The 23562-nt window shown below is 60.6% G+C and carries 14 protein-coding genes, 2 rRNA genes and 1 pseudogene; 15 read left to right on the top strand and 2 right to left on the bottom strand.

Annotation, left to right across the window (positions count from 1 at the left end):
- Positions 1-192: 192 nt before the first annotated feature.
- The 3 genes from QFZ94_RS09955 to QFZ94_RS09965 all read left to right on the top strand — a co-directional run bounded on the left by QFZ94_RS09955 (position 193) and on the right by QFZ94_RS09965 (position 4657).
- Positions 193-3072 (top strand): 23S ribosomal RNA (locus QFZ94_RS09955).
- A gap of 225 nt (positions 3073-3297) precedes the next feature.
- Positions 3298-3411 (top strand): 5S ribosomal RNA (gene rrf / locus QFZ94_RS09960).
- A 202-nt stretch (positions 3412-3613) separates the two neighbouring features.
- Complete coding sequence (locus tag QFZ94_RS09965; protein ID WP_429456552.1) at positions 3614-4657, top strand: transporter; 1044 nt, start codon at positions 3614-3616, stop codon at positions 4655-4657.
- A gap of 132 nt (positions 4658-4789) precedes the next feature.
- On the opposite strand, the gene hmpA is transcribed toward QFZ94_RS09965, so the two are convergent.
- Positions 4790-5971: an NO-inducible flavohemoprotein gene (hmpA, locus tag QFZ94_RS09970; RefSeq protein WP_429456554.1), complete on the bottom strand. Its 1182-nt coding sequence runs from the start codon at positions 5969-5971 to the stop codon at positions 4790-4792.
- Positions 5972-6109: 138 nt separating this feature from the next.
- Between hmpA and norR the strand changes: the two genes are divergently transcribed.
- From norR to QFZ94_RS10015, 9 genes are all read left to right on the top strand, one after another.
- Positions 6110-7705, top strand: a complete 1596-nt coding sequence (gene norR, locus QFZ94_RS09975) for a nitric oxide reductase transcriptional regulator NorR (RefSeq protein WP_429456556.1) — start codon at positions 6110-6112, stop codon at positions 7703-7705.
- 223 nt (positions 7706-7928) lie between these two features.
- Complete coding sequence (locus QFZ94_RS09980; protein WP_410852589.1) at positions 7929-8771, top strand: FAS1-like dehydratase domain-containing protein; 843 nt, start codon at positions 7929-7931, stop codon at positions 8769-8771.
- Between the two features lie 18 nt (positions 8772-8789).
- Entirely contained in the window at positions 8790-9953 is a 1164-nt protein-coding gene (locus QFZ94_RS09985; RefSeq protein ID WP_429456558.1) for an acyl-CoA dehydrogenase family protein, read from the top strand.
- 16 nt (positions 9954-9969) lie between these two features.
- Positions 9970-11148, top strand: a complete 1179-nt coding sequence (locus tag QFZ94_RS09990; protein WP_429456560.1) for a CaiB/BaiF CoA transferase family protein — start codon at positions 9970-9972, stop codon at positions 11146-11148.
- 108 nt (positions 11149-11256) lie between these two features.
- On the top strand, positions 11257-12645 hold the full coding sequence (locus QFZ94_RS09995) for an MmgE/PrpD family protein (RefSeq protein WP_429456562.1): 1389 nt from the start codon (positions 11257-11259) through the stop codon (positions 12643-12645).
- Complete coding sequence (locus QFZ94_RS10000) at positions 12642-13460, top strand: HpcH/HpaI aldolase/citrate lyase family protein (RefSeq protein ID WP_429456564.1); 819 nt, start codon at positions 12642-12644, stop codon at positions 13458-13460. The genes QFZ94_RS09995 and QFZ94_RS10000 overlap by 4 nt, the downstream gene beginning before the upstream one ends.
- Before the next feature lie 223 nt (positions 13461-13683).
- Positions 13684-15303 (top strand): glycoside hydrolase family 43 protein, encoded by a 1620-nt coding sequence (locus QFZ94_RS10005; RefSeq protein WP_429456566.1) that lies wholly within the window; start codon positions 13684-13686, stop codon positions 15301-15303.
- A 48-nt stretch (positions 15304-15351) separates the two neighbouring features.
- Positions 15352-16650: an MFS transporter gene (locus tag QFZ94_RS10010; RefSeq protein WP_429456568.1), complete on the top strand. Its 1299-nt coding sequence runs from the start codon at positions 15352-15354 to the stop codon at positions 16648-16650.
- A gap of 64 nt (positions 16651-16714) precedes the next feature.
- Positions 16715-17629, top strand: coding sequence for a LysR family transcriptional regulator (locus QFZ94_RS10015; RefSeq protein ID WP_429457749.1), 915 nt, complete (start codon positions 16715-16717; stop codon positions 17627-17629).
- A gap of 28 nt (positions 17630-17657) precedes the next feature.
- On the opposite strand, the pseudogene QFZ94_RS10020 reads toward QFZ94_RS10015, so the two are convergent.
- Positions 17658-18945: pseudogene (locus QFZ94_RS10020) on the bottom strand (sensor domain-containing diguanylate cyclase).
- 476 nt (positions 18946-19421) lie between these two features.
- On the opposite strand from QFZ94_RS10020, the gene QFZ94_RS10025 reads away from it, so the two are divergent.
- The 3 genes from QFZ94_RS10025 to amaB all read left to right on the top strand — a co-directional run bounded on the left by QFZ94_RS10025 (position 19422) and on the right by amaB (position 23510).
- Complete coding sequence (locus QFZ94_RS10025) at positions 19422-20804, top strand: MFS transporter (RefSeq protein ID WP_429456570.1); 1383 nt, start codon at positions 19422-19424, stop codon at positions 20802-20804.
- A 114-nt stretch (positions 20805-20918) separates the two neighbouring features.
- Positions 20919-21830 (top strand): LysR family transcriptional regulator, encoded by a 912-nt coding sequence (locus QFZ94_RS10030; RefSeq protein WP_429456572.1) that lies wholly within the window; start codon positions 20919-20921, stop codon positions 21828-21830.
- Positions 21831-22010: 180 nt separating this feature from the next.
- Complete coding sequence (gene amaB, locus QFZ94_RS10035; RefSeq protein ID WP_429456574.1) at positions 22011-23510, top strand: L-piperidine-6-carboxylate dehydrogenase; 1500 nt, start codon at positions 22011-22013, stop codon at positions 23508-23510.
- Positions 23511-23562 lie beyond the last annotated feature (52 nt).

Below are 23562 nucleotides of genomic sequence, written 5' to 3' on the forward strand. Positions count from 1 at the left end.
TTTAACAATCAGGAAGAAGTAGTAAAGAGATTCACGAAAGCGGACCTGGAGATGGGTGCGTGAGTAGGTGAATCAGGGTTGTGATTGTATCGATGTATTTTATAAGTGATCGAGAGATCGCTTTGGAATACGGCGCAACACGAATACTCAACCTGTAGCGCGTGCGTCTGAACTGAGACACACCCGTTATAGGGTCAAGCGAACAAGTGCATGTGGTGAATGCCTTGGCGATCACAGGCGATGAAGGACGCGGTAGCCTGCGAAAAGCTCCGGGGAGCTGGCAAACAAGCTTTGATCCGGAGATGTCCGAATGGGGAAACCCACTCCTAATGGAGTATCCGTAGCTGAATCCATAGGCTGCGTGAAGCGAACGCGGTGAACTGAAACATCTAAGTAACCGCAGGAAAAGAAATCAACCGAGATTCCCAAAGTAGTGGCGAGCGAAATGGGATCAGCCTGTACTCTTTATTTGCAGTGTTAGCCGAACGCTCTGGAAAGTGCGGCCATAGCGGGTGATAGCCCCGTAGGCGAAAACATTGTGAAAGAACTGGGTGTACGACAAGTAGGGCGGGACACGTGAAATCCTGTCTGAAGATGGGGGGACCATCCTCCAAGGCTAAATACTCGTGATCGACCGATAGTGAACCAGTACCGTGAGGGAAAGGCGAAAAGAACCCCGGGAGGGGAGTGAAACAGATCCTGAAACCGCATGCATACAAACAGTCGGAGCCTCGCAAGGGGTGACGGCGTACCTTTTGTATAATGGGTCAGCGACTTACATTCAGTGGCGAGCTTAACCGATTAGGGCAGGCGTAGCGAAAGCGAGTCCGAACAGGGCGTCCAGTCGCTGGGTGTAGACCCGAAACCAGGTGATCTATCCATGGCCAGGTTGAAGGCACGGTAACACGTGCTGGAGGACCGAACCCACTAACGTTGAAAAGTTAGGGGATGAGCTGTGGATAGGGGTGAAAGGCTAAACAAACCTGGAAATAGCTGGTTCTCTCCGAAAACTATTTAGGTAGTGCCTCGTGTATCACCTTCGGGGGTAGAGCACTGTCATGGTTGTGGGGTCCATTGCGGATTACTTCGCCATAGCAAACTCCGAATACCGAAGAGTGCAATCACGGGAGACAGACATCGGGTGCTAACGTCCGGTGTCAAGAGGGAAACAACCCAGACCGCCAGCTAAGGTCCCCAAATATGGCTAAGTGGGAAACGAAGTGGGAAGGCTAAAACAGTCAGGAGGTTGGCTTAGAAGCAGCCACCCTTTAAAGAAAGCGTAATAGCTCACTGATCGAGTCGTCCTGCGCGGAAGATGTAACGGGGCTAAGCCATATACCGAAGCTGCGGATGCACATTTATGTGCATGGTAGGAGAGCGTTCCGTAAGCCTGCGAAGGTGCACTGGAAAGTGTGCTGGAGGTATCGGAAGTGCGAATGCTGACATGAGTAGCGATAAAGGGGGTGAAAGGCCCCCTCGCCGTAAGCCCAAGGTTTCCTACGCAACGTTCATCGGCGTAGGGTGAGTCGGCCCCTAAGGCGAGGCAGAAATGCGTAGCTGATGGGAAGCAGATTAATATTTCTGCACCATTGTGAAATGCGATGGGGGGACGGATCGCGGAAGGTTGTCCGGGTGTTGGAAGTCCCGGTCGCTGCATTGGAGAGGGTGCCCTGGCAAATCCGGGCACAGGACTCAAGGGTGTGGCGCGAGCTTCTTCGGAAGCGAAGCAACTGGAAGGGGTTCCAGGAAAAGCCTCTAAGCTTCAGTTTCACAGTGACCGTACCGCAAACCGACACAGGTGGGCGAGATGAGTATTCTAAGGCGCTTGAGAGAACTCGGGAGAAGGAACTCGGCAAATTGGTACCGTAACTTCGGGATAAGGTACGCCCCGGTAGCTTGACTGGCCTGCGCCAGAAGGGTGAAGGGGTTGCAATAAACTGGTGGCTGCGACTGTTTAATAAAAACACAGCACTCTGCAAACACGAAAGTGGACGTATAGGGTGTGACGCCTGCCCGGTGCCGGAAGATTAAATGATGGGGTGCAAGCTCCTGATTGAAGTCCCGGTAAACGGCGGCCGTAACTATAACGGTCCTAAGGTAGCGAAATTCCTTGTCGGGTAAGTTCCGACCTGCACGAATGGCGTAACGATGGCCACACTGTCTCCTCCCGAGACTCAGCGAAGTTGAAGTGTTTGTGATGATGCAATCTCCCCGCGGCTAGACGGAAAGACCCCATGAACCTTTACTGTAGCTTTGCATTGGACTTTGAACCGGTCTGTGTAGGATAGGTGGGAGGCTATGAAGCGTGGACGCCAGTCTGCGTGGAGCCGTCCTTGAAATACCACCCTGATCTGTTTGAGGTTCTAACCTTGGTCCGTGATCCGGATCGGGGACAGTGCATGGTAGGCAGTTTGACTGGGGCGGTCTCCTCCCAAAGTGTAACGGAGGAGTACGAAGGTACGCTAGGTACGGTCGGAAATCGTGCTGATAGTGCAATGGCATAAGCGTGCTTGACTGTGAGACTGACAAGTCGAACAGGTGCGAAAGCAGGTCATAGTGATCCGGTGGTTCTGTATGGAAGGGCCATCGCTCAACGGATAAAAGGTACTCTGGGGATAACAGGCTGATACCGCCCAAGAGTTCATATCGACGGCGGTGTTTGGCACCTCGATGTCGGCTCATCTCATCCTGGGGCTGTAGCCGGTCCCAAGGGTATGGCTGTTCGCCATTTAAAGAGGTACGTGAGCTGGGTTTAAAACGTCGTGAGACAGTTTGGTCCCTATCTGCCGTGGGCGCTGGATATTTGAAGGGGGCTGCTCCTAGTACGAGAGGACCGGAGTGGACGAACCTCTGGTGTACCGGTTGTCACGCCAGTGGCATCGCCGGGTAGCTATGTTCGGAAGAGATAACCGCTGAAAGCATCTAAGCGGGAAACTCGCCTTAAGATGAGATATCCCCGGGGCTTTGAGCCCCTTGAAGGGTCGTTCAAGACCAGGACGTTGATAGGTCAGGTGTGCACGTACAGTAATGTACTGAGCTAACTGATACTAATTGCCCGTAAGGCTTGATCCTATAACAGGTGTGTTTCGACATGAGTTAGCGCTTTAGCGCTTGCGACTGTCCGATCCCCGAAAGGGATGCGCTGGAACTCCCGCAGGAGTCACCAGCCCACACGGTTGAGAGATCAGTGTTGCGCCAGAAACAACACAACCCACACACGAATCCTTTACGCTTCTTCCCGATTGGCTGTGGCGCCAGGTTGACCCCAACCTGACAGCGACGCAGCAACCCGTCATGCCTGATGACCATAGCGAGTCGGTCCCACCCCTTCCCATCCCGAACAGGACCGTGAAACGACTCCACGCCGATGATAGTGCGGATTGCCCGTGTGAAAGTAGGTAATCGTCAGGCTCCCCCACAAGCCAGAAACCCCACCCCCAGCGGTGGGGTTTTTGCGTTTACGCGGCCGAAATCGTCAGAGATGACGTTTCCGTGACACGCCAGCCGCCTCAATTCGACAATACGACGCCGGAAACTGCGCGCGTCAACTCTCTTTCAATCGTTCGCGCTATGCTCATGTATTCCTTTCGGAAGCGCTGGCATTGAACGCCCTATGAAATCAGATCTGGCATTGCAAACCTACGGCGCGGATTCGTCGGGTATGGTCTGCGGTTTCCGGTTTTTGCCGACGCTTGCCGGACGGCCGATCGACGCGGACGAAGTCATCGACTGGTTCCGCGAGCGTGAGGACGATGCCGACACTACCGTAAGGGACGCTGGCGAGTTTCTGTGGCTTCACTTCAATCTCGCGCATAGCGCGAGCGAGCGCTGGATGCGCACGCAACTCGATCTGCCCGAAGCGTTTTTCGACGCCTTGCGCGAAGGCTCGCATTCGACGCGGATCGAACATGCGGACGGCGCACTGCGCGCAGTCGTGAACGACGTCATGTTCAACCTCGAGTTCATCCCGTCCGAAATCGCGACGCTGTGGATCTACGCAACCAAGCGGCTCATCGTAACCGCGCGGCTGAAGCCGCTGCGCTCGGTGGACCGTTTGCGCGCGTCGGTACGGCAAGGGGAAGTATTCAGGTCACCTGCCGAGCTGCTCGTTCATCTGATGCGCGACCAGGCCGACCTGCTCGTGCAGATCGTCCGCCGAACCAGCGCCGACGTCGATCGAATTGAGGACCGCTTCGTGTCGCAACGGCCGACGCAAAACCGCCTCGACCTCGGCGCGATGCGTCGCACGCTGACACGTCTGCAGCGGATGCTGGCACCCGAACCGGGCGCGATTTTCCGCTTGCTGGCGAGGCCGCCTCGCTGGCTTCACGTGGAAGACGTGCAGGACCTGCGTGAATCGACGGAGGAGTTCTCGGTCGTGCTTTCGGACGTGGCCGGATTGATCGAGCGGGTTAGATTGCTGCAGGAAGAAATCACCTCGCGACTCGAGGAGCAGAACAACCGCACGCTATTCACGCTGACGCTCGTCACGGTGCTGGCGATGCCAATCAATATCATTGCCGGTTTCTTCGGCATGAACGTCGGTGGCATTCCGCTCGCCGAGAACAAGCATGGATTTTGGGTGATGGTGCTGCTGGTCGCCGGTTTTACCGGGCTGACTGGCTGGTGGGCATTTCGCCGCAGAAGGGAGCGCTGAACGCGCAGCAGACTTGGCCCGCTTCTTACAAGGCCAAACCCACCGGCGTAATTGAAACCAGAAGATGCCCGTCTTCGAATACGCTTTGCAACGATTCGAAGCGGGCAAGTACTCGTCGATTAGCCGAGTGCGTTATTCGAGCGCGGCAGCCGGCCCAAAAAACTCATAACGGCTCTGCGATTCCGGCACGCCGATCGCCTTCAGGCATTTCTTGATCGCCTTCATGAACGCGATGGGCCCGAGGAAATACACGTCGACGTCGCGCGTTTCCGGCAGCCACTTCTTCAGATTCGCTTCGTCGACGTAACCGACCGCGTGCGCGTCGGCATCGCCGTCACGGCGCTGCTCGTAGCAATAGAAGCGCTTCAGTTGCGGATGGCGCGCGGCCAATGCATCGATCGCGCCGCGGAAAGCATGCACGCCACCATGACGGGCCGCGTGAATGAAATGCACCGGACGATTGGTCTTCAGCGCGGCTTGCAGCATCGCCATCGTCGGCGTGATCCCGACGCCGCCACTGATCAGCACCAACGGTTTGTCGCCAGGTTGCAGCGTAAATTCGCCGGCCGGCGCGAACAGTTCGAGCGGGTCGTTTACCTTCATCTGCTCGTGCAGATACGTCGACACGGTTCCATTCGGTTCGCGTTTCACGCTGATGCGATATTCGCGACCATCGCTCATTGCTGACAGCGAATAATTGCGACGCACTTCTTCGCCGTCGATCACCAGCCGCACGCCAATGTACTGCCCCGGCTTGAATGCGAGCAATTCGCCGCCGTCATCGGGACGCAGATAGAACGACGTGATCTCGTCGCTTTCACGCACTTTGCGCGCGAGGCGGAACAGCCGCGTGCCGCGCCAGCCGCCGGGCGCTGCCGCGCTTTCGGCGTAGATCTTCTCTTCGAGTCCGATCAACAGATCCGCGAGTTGCTGATACGCGGCGGCCCACGCTTCGATCACGGCGTCGGTTGCGACGTCCGCGCCGAGTACTTCACGAATCGCGCGCAGCAGGCACTTGCCGACGATCGGATAGTGCTCAGGCTGCACGTTCAGCGACACGTGCTTGTTGATGACCTGCGCGACGAGCCCGCCCAGTTGTTCGAGCTGATCGATATGGCGTGCGTACATCACGACGCCGTTGGCCAGAGCGCGCGCCTGCGAGCCGCTCGCCTGGTGGGATTGATTGAAGATCGGGCGCACTTCCGGGTGCTCGCTAAGCATCACGCGGTAGAAGTGCGTGGTGAGCGCCTCGCCGCCGCTTTCCAGGAGCGGCACGGTTGCTGTGATAATGGCGCGGTGTTCGACGGATAGCATATTTTCAAGTCCTGATGAGAGTCTGTGTGAGCGTCTGTCTATCAGCGAGTGTCACAGCCGGTTTCGGCAGACTGCCTCTACTATCCACGAACCGTGCCAGGTATAAAATGTATGTAGATCAACGGTCTAGCAAATAGGATGGTTCATTCGACCCTAGTCGAAAAGACTCAACCCGCAGTCGAACTGACTACCGAGGCAGTCCTCGACGTTCTTACCCCACTGATTCTCGACCTGTCGCGCGAGTTGTCCGAGCGCGAGCGTTATCGGCGGCTGCTCAGCGCGCTGCGCTCGCTGTTTCCTGGCGACGCGGCCGCATTGCTACGCCTGGAAGGCGATACGCTGGTGCCGCTGGCGATCGACGGCTTGAGCAGCGATACGCTCGGGCGGCGTTTTCGCGTCGCCGAGCACCCGCGCTTTCAGGAGTTGCTGGCCCAGCCAGGGCCGACGCGCTTCGCGGCTGACTCCGAACTACCCGATCCCTACGATGGCCTCGTGCAAGGCATGGCAGCCGGGCATCTCGAAGTGCACGACTGTCTGGGTTGTCCGCTGTTCATCCGCGGCGAGCCTTGGGGGTTGCTCACGCTCGACGCACTCGACCCGGCGCGCTTCAACACGCTCGACATGGCTTCGCTGCAAGCATTTCTCGGCCTCGCGGCTGCGACCGTCAGCGTCGTCGAACGCATCGACGCGTTGGCGCGCAATGGCGAAGAGGCGCAGCGTCGCGCGGAAGCTTATCGGCTGGCGAGCAGCGAGAGCCGGCGCGAGCTGATCGGCAGCAGCGAGGCGCATCGCCGGATGGTGGAGGAGATCGAGGTGGTCGCCGCCAGCGATCTGACCGTGCTCGTCACCGGGGAGACCGGTGTCGGCAAGGAGCTGGTCGCGAACGCGATCCACGCGCTGTCGCCGCGCGCGAACAAGCCGCTGATCAGCCTGAACTGTGCGGCATTGCCCGATACGCTCGTCGAGAGCGAACTATTCGGCCACGTGCGCGGCGCGTTTTCGGGAGCGTCGGCGGATCGGCGCGGCAAGTTCGAACTCGCCGACGGCGGCACCATTTTCCTCGACGAGGTCGGTGAGTTGCCGCTCGCGGTGCAGGCGAAGCTGTTGCGCGTCCTGCAGAACGGACAGTTGCAGCGCATCGGCTCGGACCACGAGCACAGAGTCGACGTGCGGCTGATCGCCGCAACCAATCGCGATCTCGCTGAAGAAGTGCGCGCGGGCCGCTTCCGCGCCGATCTCTATCATCGCCTCAGCGTGTATCCGCTGCGCGTGCCGCCGTTGCGTGAACGTGGCCGCGACGTGCTACTGCTGGCGGGCTTCTTCCTCGAAGACAATCGCTCGCGGCTCGGTTTGCTGAGTCTGCGTCTTGCGGCTGACGCACAGGCCGCGTTGCTGCACTACTCATGGCCGGGCAATGTGCGCGAACTGGAGCATCTGATCGGACGCAGTGCGCTGAAGGCGTTGGCGGCCAGTCGTGAGCGTCGCCGTATTCTGACGTTGACGGCCGCGGACTTCGCGTTGTCCGACGCACAGAATCAGGAAGCCAATCAAACGGCCACGCAGAGCGAGCAAAGCGAGACGAAAGACTTTCGCAGTGCGGTCACCGAGTTCGAACGCAATCTCGTTCTCGAAGCGCTGATCCGCAACAGGCAAAACTGGGCGGCGGTCGCGCGCGAGCTGGGGCTGGACCGCGCGAATCTGAATCGGCTGGCCAAACGGCTCGGGCTCAAATAAGCGAGCAGGTGAAGGAGCACCGTTGCAGTTCGGTAAAGCAATAAGGTCGGGCCGCGTCGAATCTCTGATCGCGCTGAAAACAGATTGTCAGTGCCGCGCGCCGCGCCTAACGTCTTAACCAAAGCCAAAGGCCCGCTTCGGAAAATCGAACTTCGCGGCACACAGCGCGTCGGTCATAGTGGGCCCTAACGAGGACCAACACACTAAACCAGGAGACTCCGCCATGTCCGCTGCCCCACAGAAGCTCGACGATTGGCTCAACAAGGAGGCGGTGGCCGAAGACGACATCACCGCGTTTCCGTTAGCCGCACTCGCCGCCACGCTCGATCGCGAGGAAAGCGGCGACACCGTGCCGCCGTTGTGGCACTGGCTGTACTTTCTTCCGGTCGCGCCGCTATCCGAAGTCGGTCCCGATGGACATCCGAAGCGTGGTGGTTTTCTTCCACCCGTGCCATTGCCGCGCCGCATGTGGGCTGGTGGCCGGCTCACGTTTCATGCGCCGCTGAAGATCGGTGAGCATGCGCGGCGAACTTCGACGATCGCCAATATCGAGGACAAGACCGGCCGCTCGGGCCGCCTCGTATTCGTCACCGTGCAACATACGATCGAAGTCGATGGCGAGTTGAAGCTCGAAGAGGAGCACGACATTGTCTATCGCGACGCGCCGCACGAAGGGGCGCGGCCGCAACAGCCGGCGCCCGCGCCCGAAGGAGAAACGTGGAGCCGCACGATCGACGCCGATGCCGTGATGCTGTTCCGCTACTCGGCGCTGACTTTCAACGGCCATCGCATTCACTACGACCATCCCTATGTGACGCAAGTCGAAGGCTATCCGGGCCTCGTCGTGCATGGCCCGCTGATCGCGACGCTGCTCGTCGATCTCGTGCGCCGCGAACTGCCGCAAGCGACGCTGCAAAGCTTCGCGTTTCGCGCGCTTCGCCCGACCTTCGCGGATCAGCCGTTCACGGTATGCGGCAAGCCCGCCGCCGACGGCAAGACCATCGACTTGTGGGCGAAGGACCAGGAAGGTTATCTGACCATGCGCGCGACCGCCGCGCTCGCCTGAATTCCACGAGACTCGACTATGCAAACCACGCAACACGATTCGTTCCAGGACATTCGAGAGGCCGTGCGCGATCTGTGTCAGCAGTTTTCCGGCGAGTACTTTCGCAAGATCGACGAGTCGCGCGGCTATCCGGAAGAGTTCGTCGACGCGCTGACGAAGGCCGGCTGGCTCGCCGCGCTGATTCCGCAGGACTTCGGCGGCTCGGGGCTCGGGCTCACGGAAGCGTCGGTGATCATGGAAGAGATCAATCGCGCGGGCGGCAACTCGGGCGCATGCCACGGACAGATGTACAACATGGGCACGTTGCTGCGGCACGGTTCGGAAGAACAGAAGCGCAAGTATCTGCCGAAGATCGCGAACGGCGACCTGCGTTTGCAATCGATGGGCGTGACCGAGCCGAGCACCGGCACCGATACGACGAAGATCAAGACTATCGCTGAGCGGCGCGGTGACCGTTACGTGATCAACGGCCAGAAGGTGTGGATTTCGCGCGTGCAGCACTCGGATCTGATGATCCTGCTCGCGCGCACTACGCCGCTCGCGGACGTGAAGAAGAAATCGGAGGGCATGTCGATCTTCATCGTCGATCTGCGCGAAGCGATCGGGCATGGCCTGACCGTGCAGCCGATTTTGAACATGGTCAATCACGAGACCAACGAACTCTTTTTCGACAACCTCGAAATCCCGGCCGAGAATCTGATCGGCGAGGACGGGCAAGGCTTCAAATACATTCTCGACGGCCTCAACGCGGAGCGCACGCTGATCGCCGCGGAGTGCATCGGCGACGGTTACTGGTTCGTCGATAAAGTCACCGAGTACGCGAAGGAGCGCGTCGTGTTTGGCAGGCCGATCGGACAGAACCAGGGCGTGCAGTTTCCGATCGCGCGTTCGTTCATCAACGTCGAGGCAGCGAGCCTGATGCGCTTCGAAGCGGCACGTCGTTTCGACGCGCAGCAACCGTGCGGCGCGCAAGCGAACATGGCGAAGCTGCTCGCTGCGGACGCGTCGTGGGAAGCGGCCAATGCCTGCCTGCAATTTCACGGCGGTTTCGGCTTCGCGTGCGAATACGACGTCGAGCGCAAGTTTCGCGAAACGCGTCTGTATCAGGTCGCGCCGATTTCAACCAATCTGATTCTCTCGTACGTGGCCGAGCATATTCTCGGGCTGCCGCGTTCGTTCTGACCCGCTGGCGGACATCATGAGACCACTCGACGGTATCAAGGTCATCACGCTCGAACACGCGATCGCCGCGCCGTTCTGCACGCGTCAACTGGCCGATCTCGGCGCGCGCGTGATCAAGATCGAACGGCCCGGCGTCGGCGACTTCGCGCGCGGCTATGACGAACGCGTGCATGGACTGTCGTCGCACTTCGTGTGGACCAATCGCTCGAAAGAAAGCCTTTCGCTCGACCTGAAGCAGCCCGCGGCGGCGGAGATTCTCGATGCCTTGGTTGCCGATGCAGACGTGCTCGTGCAGAACCTCGCACCGGGTGCGGCGGAACGGCTCGGCCTCGGCTACGACACGCTGAGCCAGAAGTATCCGAAGCTGATCGTCTGCGATATTTCCGGCTATGGCGCGGACGGTCCGTATCGCGACAAGAAGGCGTACGACCTGCTGATTCAAAGCGAGTCTGGCTTTTTATCGATCACCGGCTCTCCTGGCGCGCCAGCGAAGGCGGGCTGCTCGATCGCTGATATCGCGGCGGGCATGTACGCATATTCGAACATCCTGAGCGCGCTGTTGCAGCGGGGACGCATGGGGCGCGGTTGCCGAATCGACGTGTCGATGCTCGAAAGCATGGTCGAGTGGATGGGTTATCCGCTGTACTACGCGATCGACGGTCAGCCGCAGCCCGCGCTCGCGGGCGCCGCGCATGCAACGATCTATCCGTACGGACCGTTTCCCGCTGGCGACGGCAAGACGGTCATGCTCGGCCTGCAGAACGAACGCGAATGGAAGCTGTTCTGCGATCGCGTGCTCGAACTGCCTGAGCTAACAACCGACGAACGCTTCGCATCGAACTCGAAGCGCACTGCGGCGCGCGAGGCGTTGCGCGAGTTGATAGTGGCGGCGTTCGCGAAGCTGAGCGCCGCGCAGGTGATCGAGCGACTCGATCAGGCAGGTATAGCGAACGCGCAGATGAATACGCTCGCGGACGTGTGGGCGCATCCGCAATTGAAGGCACGCGAGCGCTGGCAGGAAGTCGGCACGGCAGCCGGCACGATACCGGCATTGCGGCCTCCGGGTTTGCCTTCCGACATCGAGCCTCGGATGGACCCCGTTCCCACAATTGGTCAACATACCGAATCGATTCTGCGTGAGCTTGGCTACGGCAAAGCTCGTATCGACGCGCTGCGCGCGGCCGGCACGATTTGATTCCGTAAGCCTATTTCGCTTCGCGCCCGCACGCATGTGATGCGGGATGACAAGCCGGTATTCCGAACGAACCCGATACAACCTGGCATCACACGGCGCACGACACTCATGACCGACCATCCCAGTCTCACGCTCGCCACTTTCGCCGCGCAACTCGACTTTGACAGCATCCCGCATGAGGTCGTCGAGCGGACCGTCAACCTGTACGTCGATTGGCTCGGCTCGGCGCTGGCCGGCAAAGGCGCTCGCCCCGTCGAGACGATCGCTCGGTTTGCGCGTGCGGCAGCTGGTGCGACTAACGAGGGCCTCTGCGAGGTGCTGATCGATCGCAGCCGCACCACGCCGTATTTCGCCGCGATGATCAACGGCGCCGCATCGCATTTCGCCGAACAGGACGACGTGCACAATGGCTCGGTGTTTCATCCCGCGACCGTGGTGTTTCCGGTTGCGCTCGCGTTGGCACAGGCAAGGCAAGCGCCGGGGCGCGACTTCATCGCGGCGGCCGTGGCGGGATACGAGATTGGTATTCGCATCGGCGAATTTCTCGGGCGCTCGCACTACAAGGTGTTTCACACCACGGGCACGGTCGGCACGGTCGCGGCGGCCGCAACTGCAGGACGTTTGCTCGGTTTGTCGCCATCGCAGATGCTCGATGCGTTCGGCTCGGCAGGCACACAGGCGAGCGGCTTGTGGGAATTTCTGCGCGACGCCGCCGACTCGAAACAACTGCATACCGCGATGGCTGCCGCGAACGGCCTGATGGCCGCGCAACTCGCCGCCGACGGCTTCAAAGGAGCGACGCATATCCTCGAAGGCGCGCAAGGCATGGCCGCGGGCATGTCGAGCGATGCCGATCCGGCTCGGCTCGTCGATCGGCTCGGCAGCCGCTGGGCGACCGCGGAGACGTCGTTCAAATATCACGCGGCGTGCCGCCATACGCATCCGGCCGCCGATGCGCTGCTCGCCGTGGTGCGGGCGCATCGTCTCGCGCCGCGCGACATCGCGACGGTCGTCGCGCACGTGCATCAAGGCGCGATCGATGTGCTCGGTCCCGTGATCGCGCCGCGTACCGTGCATCAGGCCAAGTTCAACATGGGTACGGTGCTCGGACTCGTCGCGCATCACGGCTATGCGGGCGTGACCGAATTCGAGCAGGATTTCGACGCGAGCGAGATCGTTGCGTTTCGCGACAAGGTCACGATGACGCTCGACGCTGAAGTCGACGCCTCGTATCCCGCGCGCTGGATAGGCAAGGTCACGGTGACCACTGCCGACGGCCGTGTTTTCGACGGGCGTGTCGATGAGCCGAAGGGCGATCCAGGGAACACGTTGTCGCGCGAGGAGATTGCGACGAAGCTGCATCGGCTGGCGGCATTCTCGGGTGCGGCTAGTGAGGAGGAGGCGGCGCAACTGCTTCGCCGCGCGTGGCGTGTTGCCGAAGTGGCGCAGATGGGCCCGGTATTCGATTCAGCCCCGCGCACGATGGTGGCGGCATGAGCGCGCTGCCCCGGTCATATCTTTTCGTGCCTGGGAATCGGCCTGAGCGGTTTCACAAGGCCTATGCGGCCGGCGCGGATGCGGTGATTCTCGATCTGGAAGACGCGGTGCAGCCGGATCAGAAAGTGCCGGCGCGTGCGGCGGTGGTGGCCGCGGTATCGGCTAACGCATCGGGGGCCGTGTGGGTGCGTATCAATGGCTCGGATACGCCCTGGTTTCCAGATGACGTTGCGGCGCTCGTTGGTCAGAGCGGTGTCGCCGGAATTGTGCTGCCGAAGGCTGAGACGCGCGAACAGATCTGCGCGGTGCTGGCGAACGCGCATCCGGCGTTGAGCGTACTGCCGATTGTCGAGACTGCGCGCGGGTTCGCGAATCTTGCGGAGCTATGTGGCACGCCGCGCGTGCCGCGTATCGTGTTCGGGACGCTGGATTTTCAGGTCGATCTCGGCATCGATGGGGATGGCGAGGAGTTGCATCTGTTTCGCTCGCAGATCGTGCTTGCGTCGAGGCTGGCCGGCATCGGTGCACCGGTGGATGGCGTATCGACGGCCATTACCGATGCTGATGCGGTGCAAGCCGATGCACGGCGCGGGCGGCGGTTTGGTTTCGGCGGCAAGCTTTGCATTCATCCGAAGCAGATCGAGCCGGTGCACCGCGCATATGCATGGAGTGACGCCGAGGTGGAGTGGGCGCGACGCGTGCTCGCGGCCGTCGAGGCGAGCCATGGCGGAGCGGTTGCCGTGGATGGAAGGATGGTCGACATGCCGGTGATCCTGCAGGCGCGGAGAGTTTTGGGCCACTCCGAAAGATTCTGACAATGCGGCTTTCGTCGTGCCTTCATAGCAGGATTCCTATACATTGCCTGCCGGTCATTCGGACGACGTACCAGTAAGGAACTCACCCAAGGGAATACCCTCCCATCATCGCACTTGAATAGTTTGCAGGTCGCATGCTAGATTGAATTGTTAGCGGTAACAAAGCTCGCCGAAAAAGCAACAAGATCTATTCCTTTCAGCACGTCAGAGACATACCCTCCCGATGAGTACTATTCAAAATCCAGTTCTGCGCGGCTTCAACCCGGACCCTTGCGTATGCCGTGGCAAGGATGCGTGGTATATCGCGGTTTCAACGTTTGAATGGTATCCGGGCGTTCTCATTTACGAATCGAAAGACTTCGTCAACTGGGAACTCAAGGCCACGCCTCTGGACAGGTTATCGCAATTGAACCTGATCGGAGAGCAGCCGTCCGGAGGCATATGGGCGCCAGCCCTGTCCTATCACGACGGTCTTTATTGGCTCGTCTATACCGACACCAAGGCATGGAAAGGCGAGCAGAAGATCTCCCCGCTGCGCGACATGCACAACTACGTCGTGACCGCCCCCGACATTACTGGACCCTGGTCGGAGCCCGTGCATCTCGTGTCCGGTGGATACGATCCATCCCTGTTCCACGACGAATCCGGCAAAAAGTGGCTCGCTTATATCCGGCGCGACTTCAGAGGAATCCACGAAGATCTTTTCGTCGGAATCGTTCTGCGGGAATACTCGGTGCAGGAGGAAAAGCTGATCGGTGAAGAGCGCGTCATCTATAAAGGCGCCAACCTGAAGACCGATTACTTCATGAAATGTCAGATATACGAGGCCCCTCATTTGCTGAAGAAGGGGGACTGGTACTACCTGATCACGGCGGAGGGCGGCACAGGCTATACGCACGCAACGTGCGTATCCAGGTCCCGCGATATCTTCGGTCCATACGAGCTTCATCCTGACACGCCCATGCTCACGTCGCGCGACGCGAACGGACGGATCCAGCGGACCGGCCACGGCAATCTGGTCGAGGGTCCGAACGGCCAGTGGTACATGACGTACCTCGGATCGAGACCAATCGATGCACAAACGAAGCGCTCGCCGCTAGGACGTGAGACCTGCATCGCCCCGATCGAATGGCGTGACGGCTGGCCCTGCCTCGCCACTGGCGGAGTGGTCCCCGCCGAATCTTTTGCGATCGACGCGGAGATCGAGCAAAGGCTCGACAGCAGTTGGGCGATCGATTTCGGACAATGCGCCGCTCTGCCGCTGGAATTGCAGAGTCTGCGCATTCCCATCAGTGACGACTGGTGCAATCTTCACGATCGTCCGGGCTATCTGCGAATCAGGGGGCAAGAGTCACCGACTTCGCGCTTCCATCAAAGCATGCTGGCCTGTCGCATCCGTGACTGGCAGTTCGAAGTCGAAACGGCGCTGGAATTTTCGCCGAAGTCATATCTGCACATGGCTGGGCTCATGGCGCGTTACGACGAGAACACCTTCTACTACCTGTTCGTCACGCGCGACGACGACGGCACGAAAATCCTGTCGTACATGGAAATGGATGCCGGCAGCTTTGCCTATAGCAATCGACTGGCGACGCTGCCCGAGTCCACCGGGATCGATCTGCGGATTCGCGTCGTGGATGCGAAACTGCGCTTCTTTTATCGCGTCGCACACGGTGACTGGAAGGACCTCGGACTGGAAAAGGATTTCACGAAACTCAGCGATGAATATGCCACCCCAATCGGCTTCACGGGGGCTTTCGCAGGTATCACCGCCAACGACATGCTGGGCTTTCGCGAACCTGCCGACTTCAGGTCGTTCTCATATCGCCAACTGACCGGCTAGAGCCCGGATTTCCTTTCACCGCTGTCGCTTAATAATAAGGAAGACCTCATGCGCTTTCGTTGGAGACATCGCTATCTCGTGCTGCTGATTCTGTTCGCGATCTATCTGCTCTGTTACATGGACAGAATGATCATGGCAGCAGCTATTCCATTTATTGCGTCCGAGTTTCATCTGTCGGCGATGGAAATGGGAGGAATCCTGAGTGCGTTCTTCTTCAGCTACGCGCTATGTCAGATTCCGGCCGGCCTGCTTGCAGACAGATTCGGCCCGCGGTTGATGACCACGATCGGCATCACGTGGTGGACGATTTTCACCGCGCTTACCGGACTGTGTAATTCGCTCGGATTGATGCTGGTGGTGCGGGTCGCATTCGGCGTCGGCGAGGCGCTGTTTCCTCCGGCCGCGTTCAAGGCACTGTCGGCATGGTTCCCGAAGCGCGAATTGGGCAGGGCGACCGGGCTGATGATGACCACGAATGCGCTGGGACCCGCTCTGGCTCCGCTGTTCGTGGCGGCCGTGATGGCCGCATGGGGATGGCGCGCGATTTTCACGAGTCTGTTCATCCCCGGTATCGCGATGGCGATATTCGGCTGGCTCTATATCAGAAACGGCCCGAAGGATAGCAAGCACGTTTCTAATATCGAATTAGAGGAAATCGGCATCAGCGAAAAGGCTCAGTCTGGCTCCGCCGGCAAAGCGGATTTCGCTGGACTGGTGAAAACGCCGCTGGTCTGGTGGTGCTTTGTCACCTTGTTCGTATTCAGCATCGCCTCGTGGGGCATCATGAGCTGGTTCCCGACGTATCTGCTGAAAGCGCGCGGCCTTTCGACGGCCAAAATGGGCATCATGGCGTCGGTGCCATTTCTGGTCGGTACGATTGCCTATTGCATCACGGGCTTTCTCTCCGACAAGTTCTTCCGCAATCGTCGCGAACTGCTTGTCGTCCTCGGCTGCGTCGTGGCCGCCATCTTTGCCTATCTGACTGCCCATGCGGAGACCACTGAAACCGCGGTGTTCTATCAGACGATCGGCTATTTCTTCTCGACCATGGCCGGCTGTTCGTTGTACACGATCCCGAACGTCGCGCTACCGAACAAGGTCGTCGGATCGGCAATCGGCTTTGTCAATGCAGCGGGTCAGTTGGCAGGATTTCTTTCCCCGCTGATCGTCGGTTACATCCTTACCACGACGAATAACGACTTCAATGTCGTGTTCCATCTTTTCGTCGGCTGCTTCTTGCTGGCTTCGGTCTCCGCATGGTTCATCAATACGAGGACCGATCGCAGCGACACCGTCATTCGGTCCGACGGTAGAAAAGTGGCTGCGCAGAACCAGACAGCCGGCTAAATGGCGCGACGGGGCTTGGGCCGGCGATAATGCCGGCTCATCACCTGTTTTGATTCGCGCGACCATGAAATCGAGGATCGAAAATTTTTCGAGCGGCATTAGCGTATTTGCGGCGGTAGTGGACGCCGGTACGTTCGCCGCTGCGTCGGAAGTGATTGGAATGTCGCCGCCCGGTGTGAGCCGGGCGATTGCAAGGCTGGAAAAAAGATTGAAGATCCGGCTCTTCAACCGGACCACACGTTCCGTATCCCTGACGGACGAGGGCCGCCGCTTTTACGAGCAGGTCATGCCGCACCTCGCAGGGCTGGAGGAAGCCGCCGTGGCCGCGGCTGGCGGAGCATCGGCGGTGCGAGGAAAGTTGCGGGTCAACCTCGATCCGGTGTGTTACCGGGCGATACTCGGGCAACGCCTCGACCAGTTCATGGACGCGCATCCTGAACTCGAAATCGAGTTCATTGCGCGCGACCATCTCGGCGATCTGGTTCTCGAGGGCTTTGATCTCGCGTTGCGGTTCGGTGAGCCGCGGATATCTTCCCTCGTCGCACGCAAGCTGCTCGAGACGGCCGTGGTCACGGTCGCCGCTCCGTCGTACATCGCGCGACGTGGGCGTCCGGCAAAGCCGGAAGATCTCGAAGGCCCAGGTCACCGATGCCTGGAATTTCGTAATCCGGAGACGGGCAAGCCGTTCCCCTGGGAATTCCATCGCAAACGCAAGCACACTGTAATTGCACCGCGCGGGCGATTGACGGTGAACGATCCTGGCGCGCTACTGAATGCGTGCCTTGCTGGCTCCGGTATTGCGCAGATGCTTCTTTTTGGTGCCGAGCAACTGATTGCCGAAGGGCGGCTGATCAATCTCTTTCCCGATTGGCCTGACGAGCGCTATCCCCTGTACGCCTGCTACCCGTCACGCCATCACATTCCGGCGAAGACGCGTGCCTTTCTGGATTTCGTCGTCGAGTTGGCAAACGCTCACTAGCGAGCGGCCGCTATTCAAACGGCCTGCGTTAACCGACCTCTACGCGGTTCCGCCCTCTGTCCTTGGCGCGATACAGCGCCAGGTCCGCGCGCTTGACGATGGCGCCGACGTCATCCTCACCAGGCAGGCGCTCGGTCACGCCGATGCTGACCGTAAATGGAATCGGCTTGCCGAGCCGCCACGGATGCTCGAAGTTCTGCTGCTCGATCGTCTGGCGCAAGTCTTCTGCCACGCCCGTCGCCTGTTCGATATCGAGGCCCGGCAGCGCGGCGACGAACTCCTCGCCGCCCCAGCGGGCAAACACGCCGATGCGCCAATCGCGCGTTCATGACGACCTTGGCCATCACGCGCAGCACTTCGTCGCCAATGTCGTGTCCGTAACTGTCGTTGATCTTCTTGAAGTAATCGATATCGAGGAGAAAGATCGAAAGCTTGCTGTCCGACCCCAGCAGGTTCTCGACCGTGTCGGCGAATTCCCTGCGGTTGGGCAGGCCGGTCAGCTCGTCGGTCACGGCCTGCTTCTGCAGCAGGTCCATCAATTGAACACGATCGGCGATGTCGCGAATCACGGCGGTGAATTCGATCAGGCCGCCCACGTTGATCTTCGAAATCGCGATTTCGACGGGCAGCAGCGAGCCGTCTCGATGCAGGCCATAGACGCGATTGCGCTCGTCCATTTGCCGCGAGCGCACCGGCGAGCGGGCGAACTGATGGACGTACTGGGAGTGATTGGCGCGATAGCGCTCGGGCAGCAGTTCCGTGATGGGGTGCCCCACCATCTCGTCGGCCGAATAGCCGAAAAGGTTTTCCGCAGCGCGATTGAACAGAGTGATGCAGTGCTGCTGGTCGATCGTAATGATCGCGTCATAGGCGGCATCCACCACCGAGCGGAAACGCGACGTGCTGACTTCGAGCTCGTGTGTCAACTCCATCTTTGCGGTGATCTCGAGACCCGTCACCATGATTTCGATCACCGAGTTCGCGCCTCTGTTGTGCCGCAGCGGTTTCAACGACAGGCGCCACCAGTGGGTTCCGTCTCTCAGGTCATAAGCCTGCTCGAGTTCGCGGGCGACGCCGGATTCAAAGCATTCGCTGAGCTTCTGACGGAATTCGGTTCGTGCGTAATTGGGAATCAGCGTGTCGAATGACGCGGGGAACGATTTGATGCTGTTGCGCTTGCCGCCCGTCATTTGCATGAATTGGTCGTTGCAGGCGGAAACAAACAGCTGCCCCCTCTCGTCGCGTCCGATGATCGCGACGCTTGCGGCGATTTCGTCGACGATCGTCCGCATCGTGCAGGACCAGTCATCAACCATTCTGCCTCCGAGAATTTACCTGAATGCCCCGCATGTTCTCCTGAACCGCATGCACGTCTACATGCAAATCATTCGGTGCGACCGGCTCCGAAGCTCGATATCGAGCCGCTTTGCAAATGGGTGCGGCCGGCCAACATCCGGGGGCAGTACATCGACAGAGTAGGCCGTAGTCCGATTTTTGGGAAGAATTTATTCCTGGAAATGAAGTACCAGACTCTGATGCACTGAAGCCTTTCAGGTATGCAAATCGCTTCTTCTTCATCCCTTAATCAAACCGGAACACTCACCTCCAAAAAACCCAATTCCCACTCCACGTCGCCTGTCGCACTCTTGAAGCCAACGGCCCGCGCGATCCAACTACGGCCGTTCAGCGCTCTGCCCCGAGCCGCCGCATCCAACGAAGGCAGCCTCGCAGAACTGTTCCGCGCACGCGAGCCTCTCGCCCGTGCACCGCCTAAAAAGACAGGAGACACAATTTGCCAGCCCCCATCAACTCCGGCGCACGCCTCGACCGCCTGCCGATCAGCCGCTTTCACTGGAACATCCTCGGCCTGATCGGCGCAGGCGCTTTCCTCGACGCCTTCGACATCTATCTCGCCAACGGCGCGCTCGCGGCGATGGTCAAAACCGGCTTCACCGATCTGCGCCTCGGCTCCTTCTTCATCTCCGCGACCTTCATGGGCATGATGATCGGCGCGGGCCTGTCGGGCTATCTCGGCGACCGCTTCGGCCGGCGCTATTCGTATCAGGCCAATCTCGCGATCTTCGGCCTCGCATCGCTCGCCGCCTGCTTCGCGCCGGACATCTACTGGCTGATCCTGCTGCGCTTCATTATGGGCATCGGCCTAGGCGCCGAACTCGTGGTCGCCGCCGGCACGCTGTGCGAATTCGTGCCACCCGCCACGCGCGGCCGCTGGACCGCGTTGCTCGCGCTGATCATCAACTCCGGTCTGCTCGGCGCGACCGCAGTCGGCTATTGGGTGATTCCGCATCTCGGCTGGCGCTACATGTTCGCGATCGCGGGTGTCGGCGCGATGATCGTGTGGTTCCTGCGGCATCGGATGCCGGAGTCGCCGCGCTGGCTCGAAACGGTTGGCCGGCTCGAAGAGGCGGAGGCCACCGTCGCGGCGATCGAGCGCCAGGTCGAGGCGCGCGTCGGCAAGCTGCCGCCGGTCGCGCGCGTGGTCAGTCACGAGGTGCCGGCCGCGCCGTTCTCGGCGCTGTTCGCGCGCGGCATGATCGGCCGCACGCTGGTCGCCGCGCTGACCTGCATGGCGATCAACATGTCGCTGTACGGTTTCGTCGCGTGGCTGCCTACGTTCTTCGTCAAGGAAGGCCTGACCATCGTGCAGTCGCTCGGCTTCGTGCTGCTGATGTCGTTCGGCGCGCCGGCCGGCGCGGTGGTCGGTTATCTCGTGACGGACCGCCTCGGGCGGCGCAACGGCATCGTGCTGTTCTCGCTGGCAACGATCGTGCTCGGCTTCGTCTACGTGCAAATGCGTGCGCCGGTGCCGATCGCGGTCGTCGGCTTTGCGCTTGTCACGACGATCTACACGGTCTGCACGCTCGGCCTGTTCGGCTATATTCCCGAGCTGTTTCCGACCGCGCATCGCTTGCGCGGCACCGGCGTGGCCGGCACGTGCGGCCGCGCGGCGTCGATGTCGACACCGTATGTCGCACTGCTGCTCTACACGCAGTTCGGCGTGACGGGTGTGCTGACGATGGTCGGTGGCGTGCTGTTGCTGCTGAGCATCGCGATTCTCGCGCTGCGCATCGAAACGAGCCAGCAGACGCTCGAAGAGATCTCGCCCGATGCCGAGCTGATGCCGCAAGCGGAAATGATGCAAGAGTCGGCTTAGGCCGTACGCGCATGAAGGGGGGCCGTCGATTCGGATCTTTCCCCGGCTAAATTTTCACCACACCTGGTTAAGATGAAAGTCTGTCCTGCTCATGCTTCGCTAGCAGCTTTCATCATGCACTTCGATTTCGTCGATTTACGCCTGCTCATGCACATCGCCGACACGCGCAACCTCGCGCGTGCGGCGGAGCGCTCGCACCTGTCGGCGCCGGCCGCCAGCAACCGGGTCAAGAATCTCGAGGAGCAGCTCGGCATCAAGCTGCTCTATCGAACCAGCCAAGGCGTGACGCCGACACCCGCGGGCGAGTCCTTCGTGCATCACGCGCGGCTCGTGCTCGAACGCGTCGCGCATCTGGCCGGCGATATGCAGGAGTACGGCGATGGCATCAAGGGCCACGTGCGCATCTGGGCCAACACGACCGCGATCAGCGAGTTCCTGCCGGCCGTGCTGAGCCGTTTTCTGCGCGATCACCCGGACGTGAACATCGATCTGCGCGAGGTGCTGAGCGGCGAGATCGTCAAGGGCGTCGCCGACAGCGCGACCGATATCGGCATCGTCGCGGGCAATGTGCATGCCGAGCATCTGCAGATGCTGCCGTATCGCGACGATCGGCTCGTGCTCGTGACGTCGTGCGAGCATCCGTTCGCGAGGCAGGCGTCGGTCGATTTCTCGCAGGTGCTGAACGCGAACTTCGTCAGCCTGCCGACGTCGAGCGCAATCCACGCGTTCATCACGAGCGCCGCCGATGCGCTCGGCGCGCGTCTCAAGCTTCGCATCCAGGTCGGCAACTTCGAGGCCGCGTGCCGGATGATCGAGGCGGGCGTCGGAATCGGCATCGTGCCGGAATCGGTCGCGCTGCGGCACAGGAAGACGATGCAGATCGCGATCGTCGGCCTGAACGATCCGTGGGCCGAGCGTAAGCTGAAGATCTGCGTGCGCAGTCTGCAGGACTTGCCGCCGTTCGCGCGTGTGCTGGTCGATCGGTTGATGGCGGCGGCGGAAGGGGACGGCGCGACCGATGCTTGACGCTCGACGCGCGGGCTTGGCACATCCGCCTGAGTCCCGACTGAAGTTTCCTTCAGGAAACAATGCCGCCTTTTGTCAACCGGTGTTTCACTCTCCGGGCATCTCCTTGCCGCCACACAAAGCCGCGTGTATAGTTTCCGAACTTACTCTTGTTTCGCATCGGAAATTAAAGGGGTTCACATGGACGCGTCCACCATCCTCGCCGATCTCGGCATTGCCCACGCCGCGCAAGCCGGCGATATCGCGGTTCATTCGCCAATCACCGGCGAGCTCATCGGCCGTGTGGCCAGCCAGACGGCGGCTGAGGTCGACGCGGCGCTCGCCCGGGCCAAAGACGCGTTCGCCGTATGGCGCAACGTGCCGGCCCCGCGCCGCGGCGAGCTGGTGCGGCTGCTCGGCAATCGGCTACGCGAACAGAAGCACGCGCTCGGCAGCCTCGTTTCGCTGGAGACAGGCAAGATCCTGCAGGAAGGCATGGGCGAAGTGCAGGAAATGATCGACATCTGCGATTTCGCGGTCGGTCTGTCGCGCCAGTTGTACGGTTTGACGATCGCGTCCGAGCGCCCGGGTCACCGGATGGCGGAGTCGTGGCATCCGCTCGGCACCTGCGTCGTGATCTCCGCGTTCAACTTCCCGGTGGCGGTGTGGTCGTGGAATGCGGCGCTCGCGCTGGTGTGCGGCAACGCGGTGATCTGGAAGCCGTCGGAAAAGACGCCGCTGTCGGCGCTCGCGGTGAACAAGATTCTCGAAGACGCGCTGAAGGAATTCGGCGATGCGCCGGCTGGCCTCGCGGCGCTGATCATCGGCGGCCGCGACGTCGGCGAAAAGCTCGTGGCCGATCCGCGCGCGTCGATCGTCAGCGCGACGGGCAGCACGGAAATGGGGCGCAAGGTCGGCGTCGAGGTGGCGAAGCGCTTCGGCCGCTCGCTGCTCGAACTCGGCGGCAACAATGCGGGCATCGTCGCGCAGACGGCGGACCATGAACTCGCGATGCGCGGCATCCTGTTCTCGGCGGTCGGCACGGCCGGTCAGCGCTGCACGACGCTGCGGCGTCTGTTCGTGCACGACAGCGTGTACGAAAAGACCGTCGAGCGTCTGAAGCAGTTGTATAGCCGCGTGCCGATCGGCAATCCGCTCGAAAAGGGCACGCTGATGGGGCCGCTGATCGACCGTCAATCGTTCGATCGCATGCAGGAAGCGCTGCAGCAGGCGAAGGCCGAGGGCGGCAAGGTGTTCGGCGGCGAGCGCGTCGAAGTGAAGGGTTATGAGGACGGCTACTACGTGCGTCCGGCCATCGTCGAGATGCCGTCGCAGACGCCGGTCGTGCTGAAGGAAACGTTCGCGCCGATTCTGTACGTGCTGCGCTATGCCGATTTCGCCGATGCGGTCGAGGCGAACAATGCCGCGCATCATGGTCTGTCGTCGTGCGTGTTCACGAGCGACCTGCGCGAAGCGGAGCGCTTCCTGTCCGCGTCGGGCAGCGACTGCGGCATCGCCAACGTCAACATCGGACCGAGCGGCGCGGAGATCGGCGGCGCGTTTGGCGGCGAGAAGGAAACGGGCGGCGGGCGCGAGTCCGGTTCGGATGCGTGGAAGGCGTATATGCGTCGCGCGACCAATACCGTGAACTACTCGTCGGCGCTGCCGCTGGCGCAGGGTATCGACTTCAATCTCGACTGACGCGCGCATGCGTGACGTCGCCGTCAGGCGCGCCACAGCCGCGCGTTGCAGA

This window comes from Paraburkholderia sp. JPY465 (assembly GCF_050436725.1).
Taxonomy (GTDB): domain Bacteria; phylum Pseudomonadota; class Gammaproteobacteria; order Burkholderiales; family Burkholderiaceae; genus Paraburkholderia; species Paraburkholderia youngii.

What these genes read in the sequence shown, in the direction of transcription:
- norR (WP_429456556.1), top strand. Translation starts at nt 6,110, where the DNA reads ATGGTTCATTCGACCCTAGTCGAAAAGACTCAACCCGCAGTCGAACTG.
- QFZ94_RS10005 (WP_429456566.1), top strand. Translation starts at nt 13,684, where the DNA reads ATGAGTACTATTCAAAATCCAGTTCTGCGCGGCTTCAACCCGGACCCT.
- QFZ94_RS09980 (WP_410852589.1), top strand. Translation starts at nt 7,929, where the DNA reads ATGTCCGCTGCCCCACAGAAGCTCGACGATTGGCTCAACAAGGAGGCG.
- QFZ94_RS09995 (WP_429456562.1), top strand. Translation starts at nt 11,257, where the DNA reads ATGACCGACCATCCCAGTCTCACGCTCGCCACTTTCGCCGCGCAACTC.
- QFZ94_RS09990 (WP_429456560.1), top strand. Translation starts at nt 9,970, where the DNA reads ATGAGACCACTCGACGGTATCAAGGTCATCACGCTCGAACACGCGATC.
- amaB (WP_429456574.1), top strand. Translation starts at nt 22,011, where the DNA reads ATGGACGCGTCCACCATCCTCGCCGATCTCGGCATTGCCCACGCCGCG.
- hmpA (WP_429456554.1), bottom strand. Translation starts at nt 5,971, where the DNA reads ATGCTATCCGTCGAACACCGCGCCATTATCACAGCAACCGTGCCGCTC.
- QFZ94_RS10015 (WP_429457749.1), top strand. Translation starts at nt 16,715, where the DNA reads ATGAAATCGAGGATCGAAAATTTTTCGAGCGGCATTAGCGTATTTGCG.
- QFZ94_RS10010 (WP_429456568.1), top strand. Translation starts at nt 15,352, where the DNA reads ATGCGCTTTCGTTGGAGACATCGCTATCTCGTGCTGCTGATTCTGTTC.
- QFZ94_RS10000 (WP_429456564.1), top strand. Translation starts at nt 12,642, where the DNA reads ATGAGCGCGCTGCCCCGGTCATATCTTTTCGTGCCTGGGAATCGGCCT.
- QFZ94_RS09965 (WP_429456552.1), top strand. Translation starts at nt 3,614, where the DNA reads ATGAAATCAGATCTGGCATTGCAAACCTACGGCGCGGATTCGTCGGGT.
- QFZ94_RS10030 (WP_429456572.1), top strand. Translation starts at nt 20,919, where the DNA reads ATGCACTTCGATTTCGTCGATTTACGCCTGCTCATGCACATCGCCGAC.
- QFZ94_RS09985 (WP_429456558.1), top strand. Translation starts at nt 8,790, where the DNA reads ATGCAAACCACGCAACACGATTCGTTCCAGGACATTCGAGAGGCCGTG.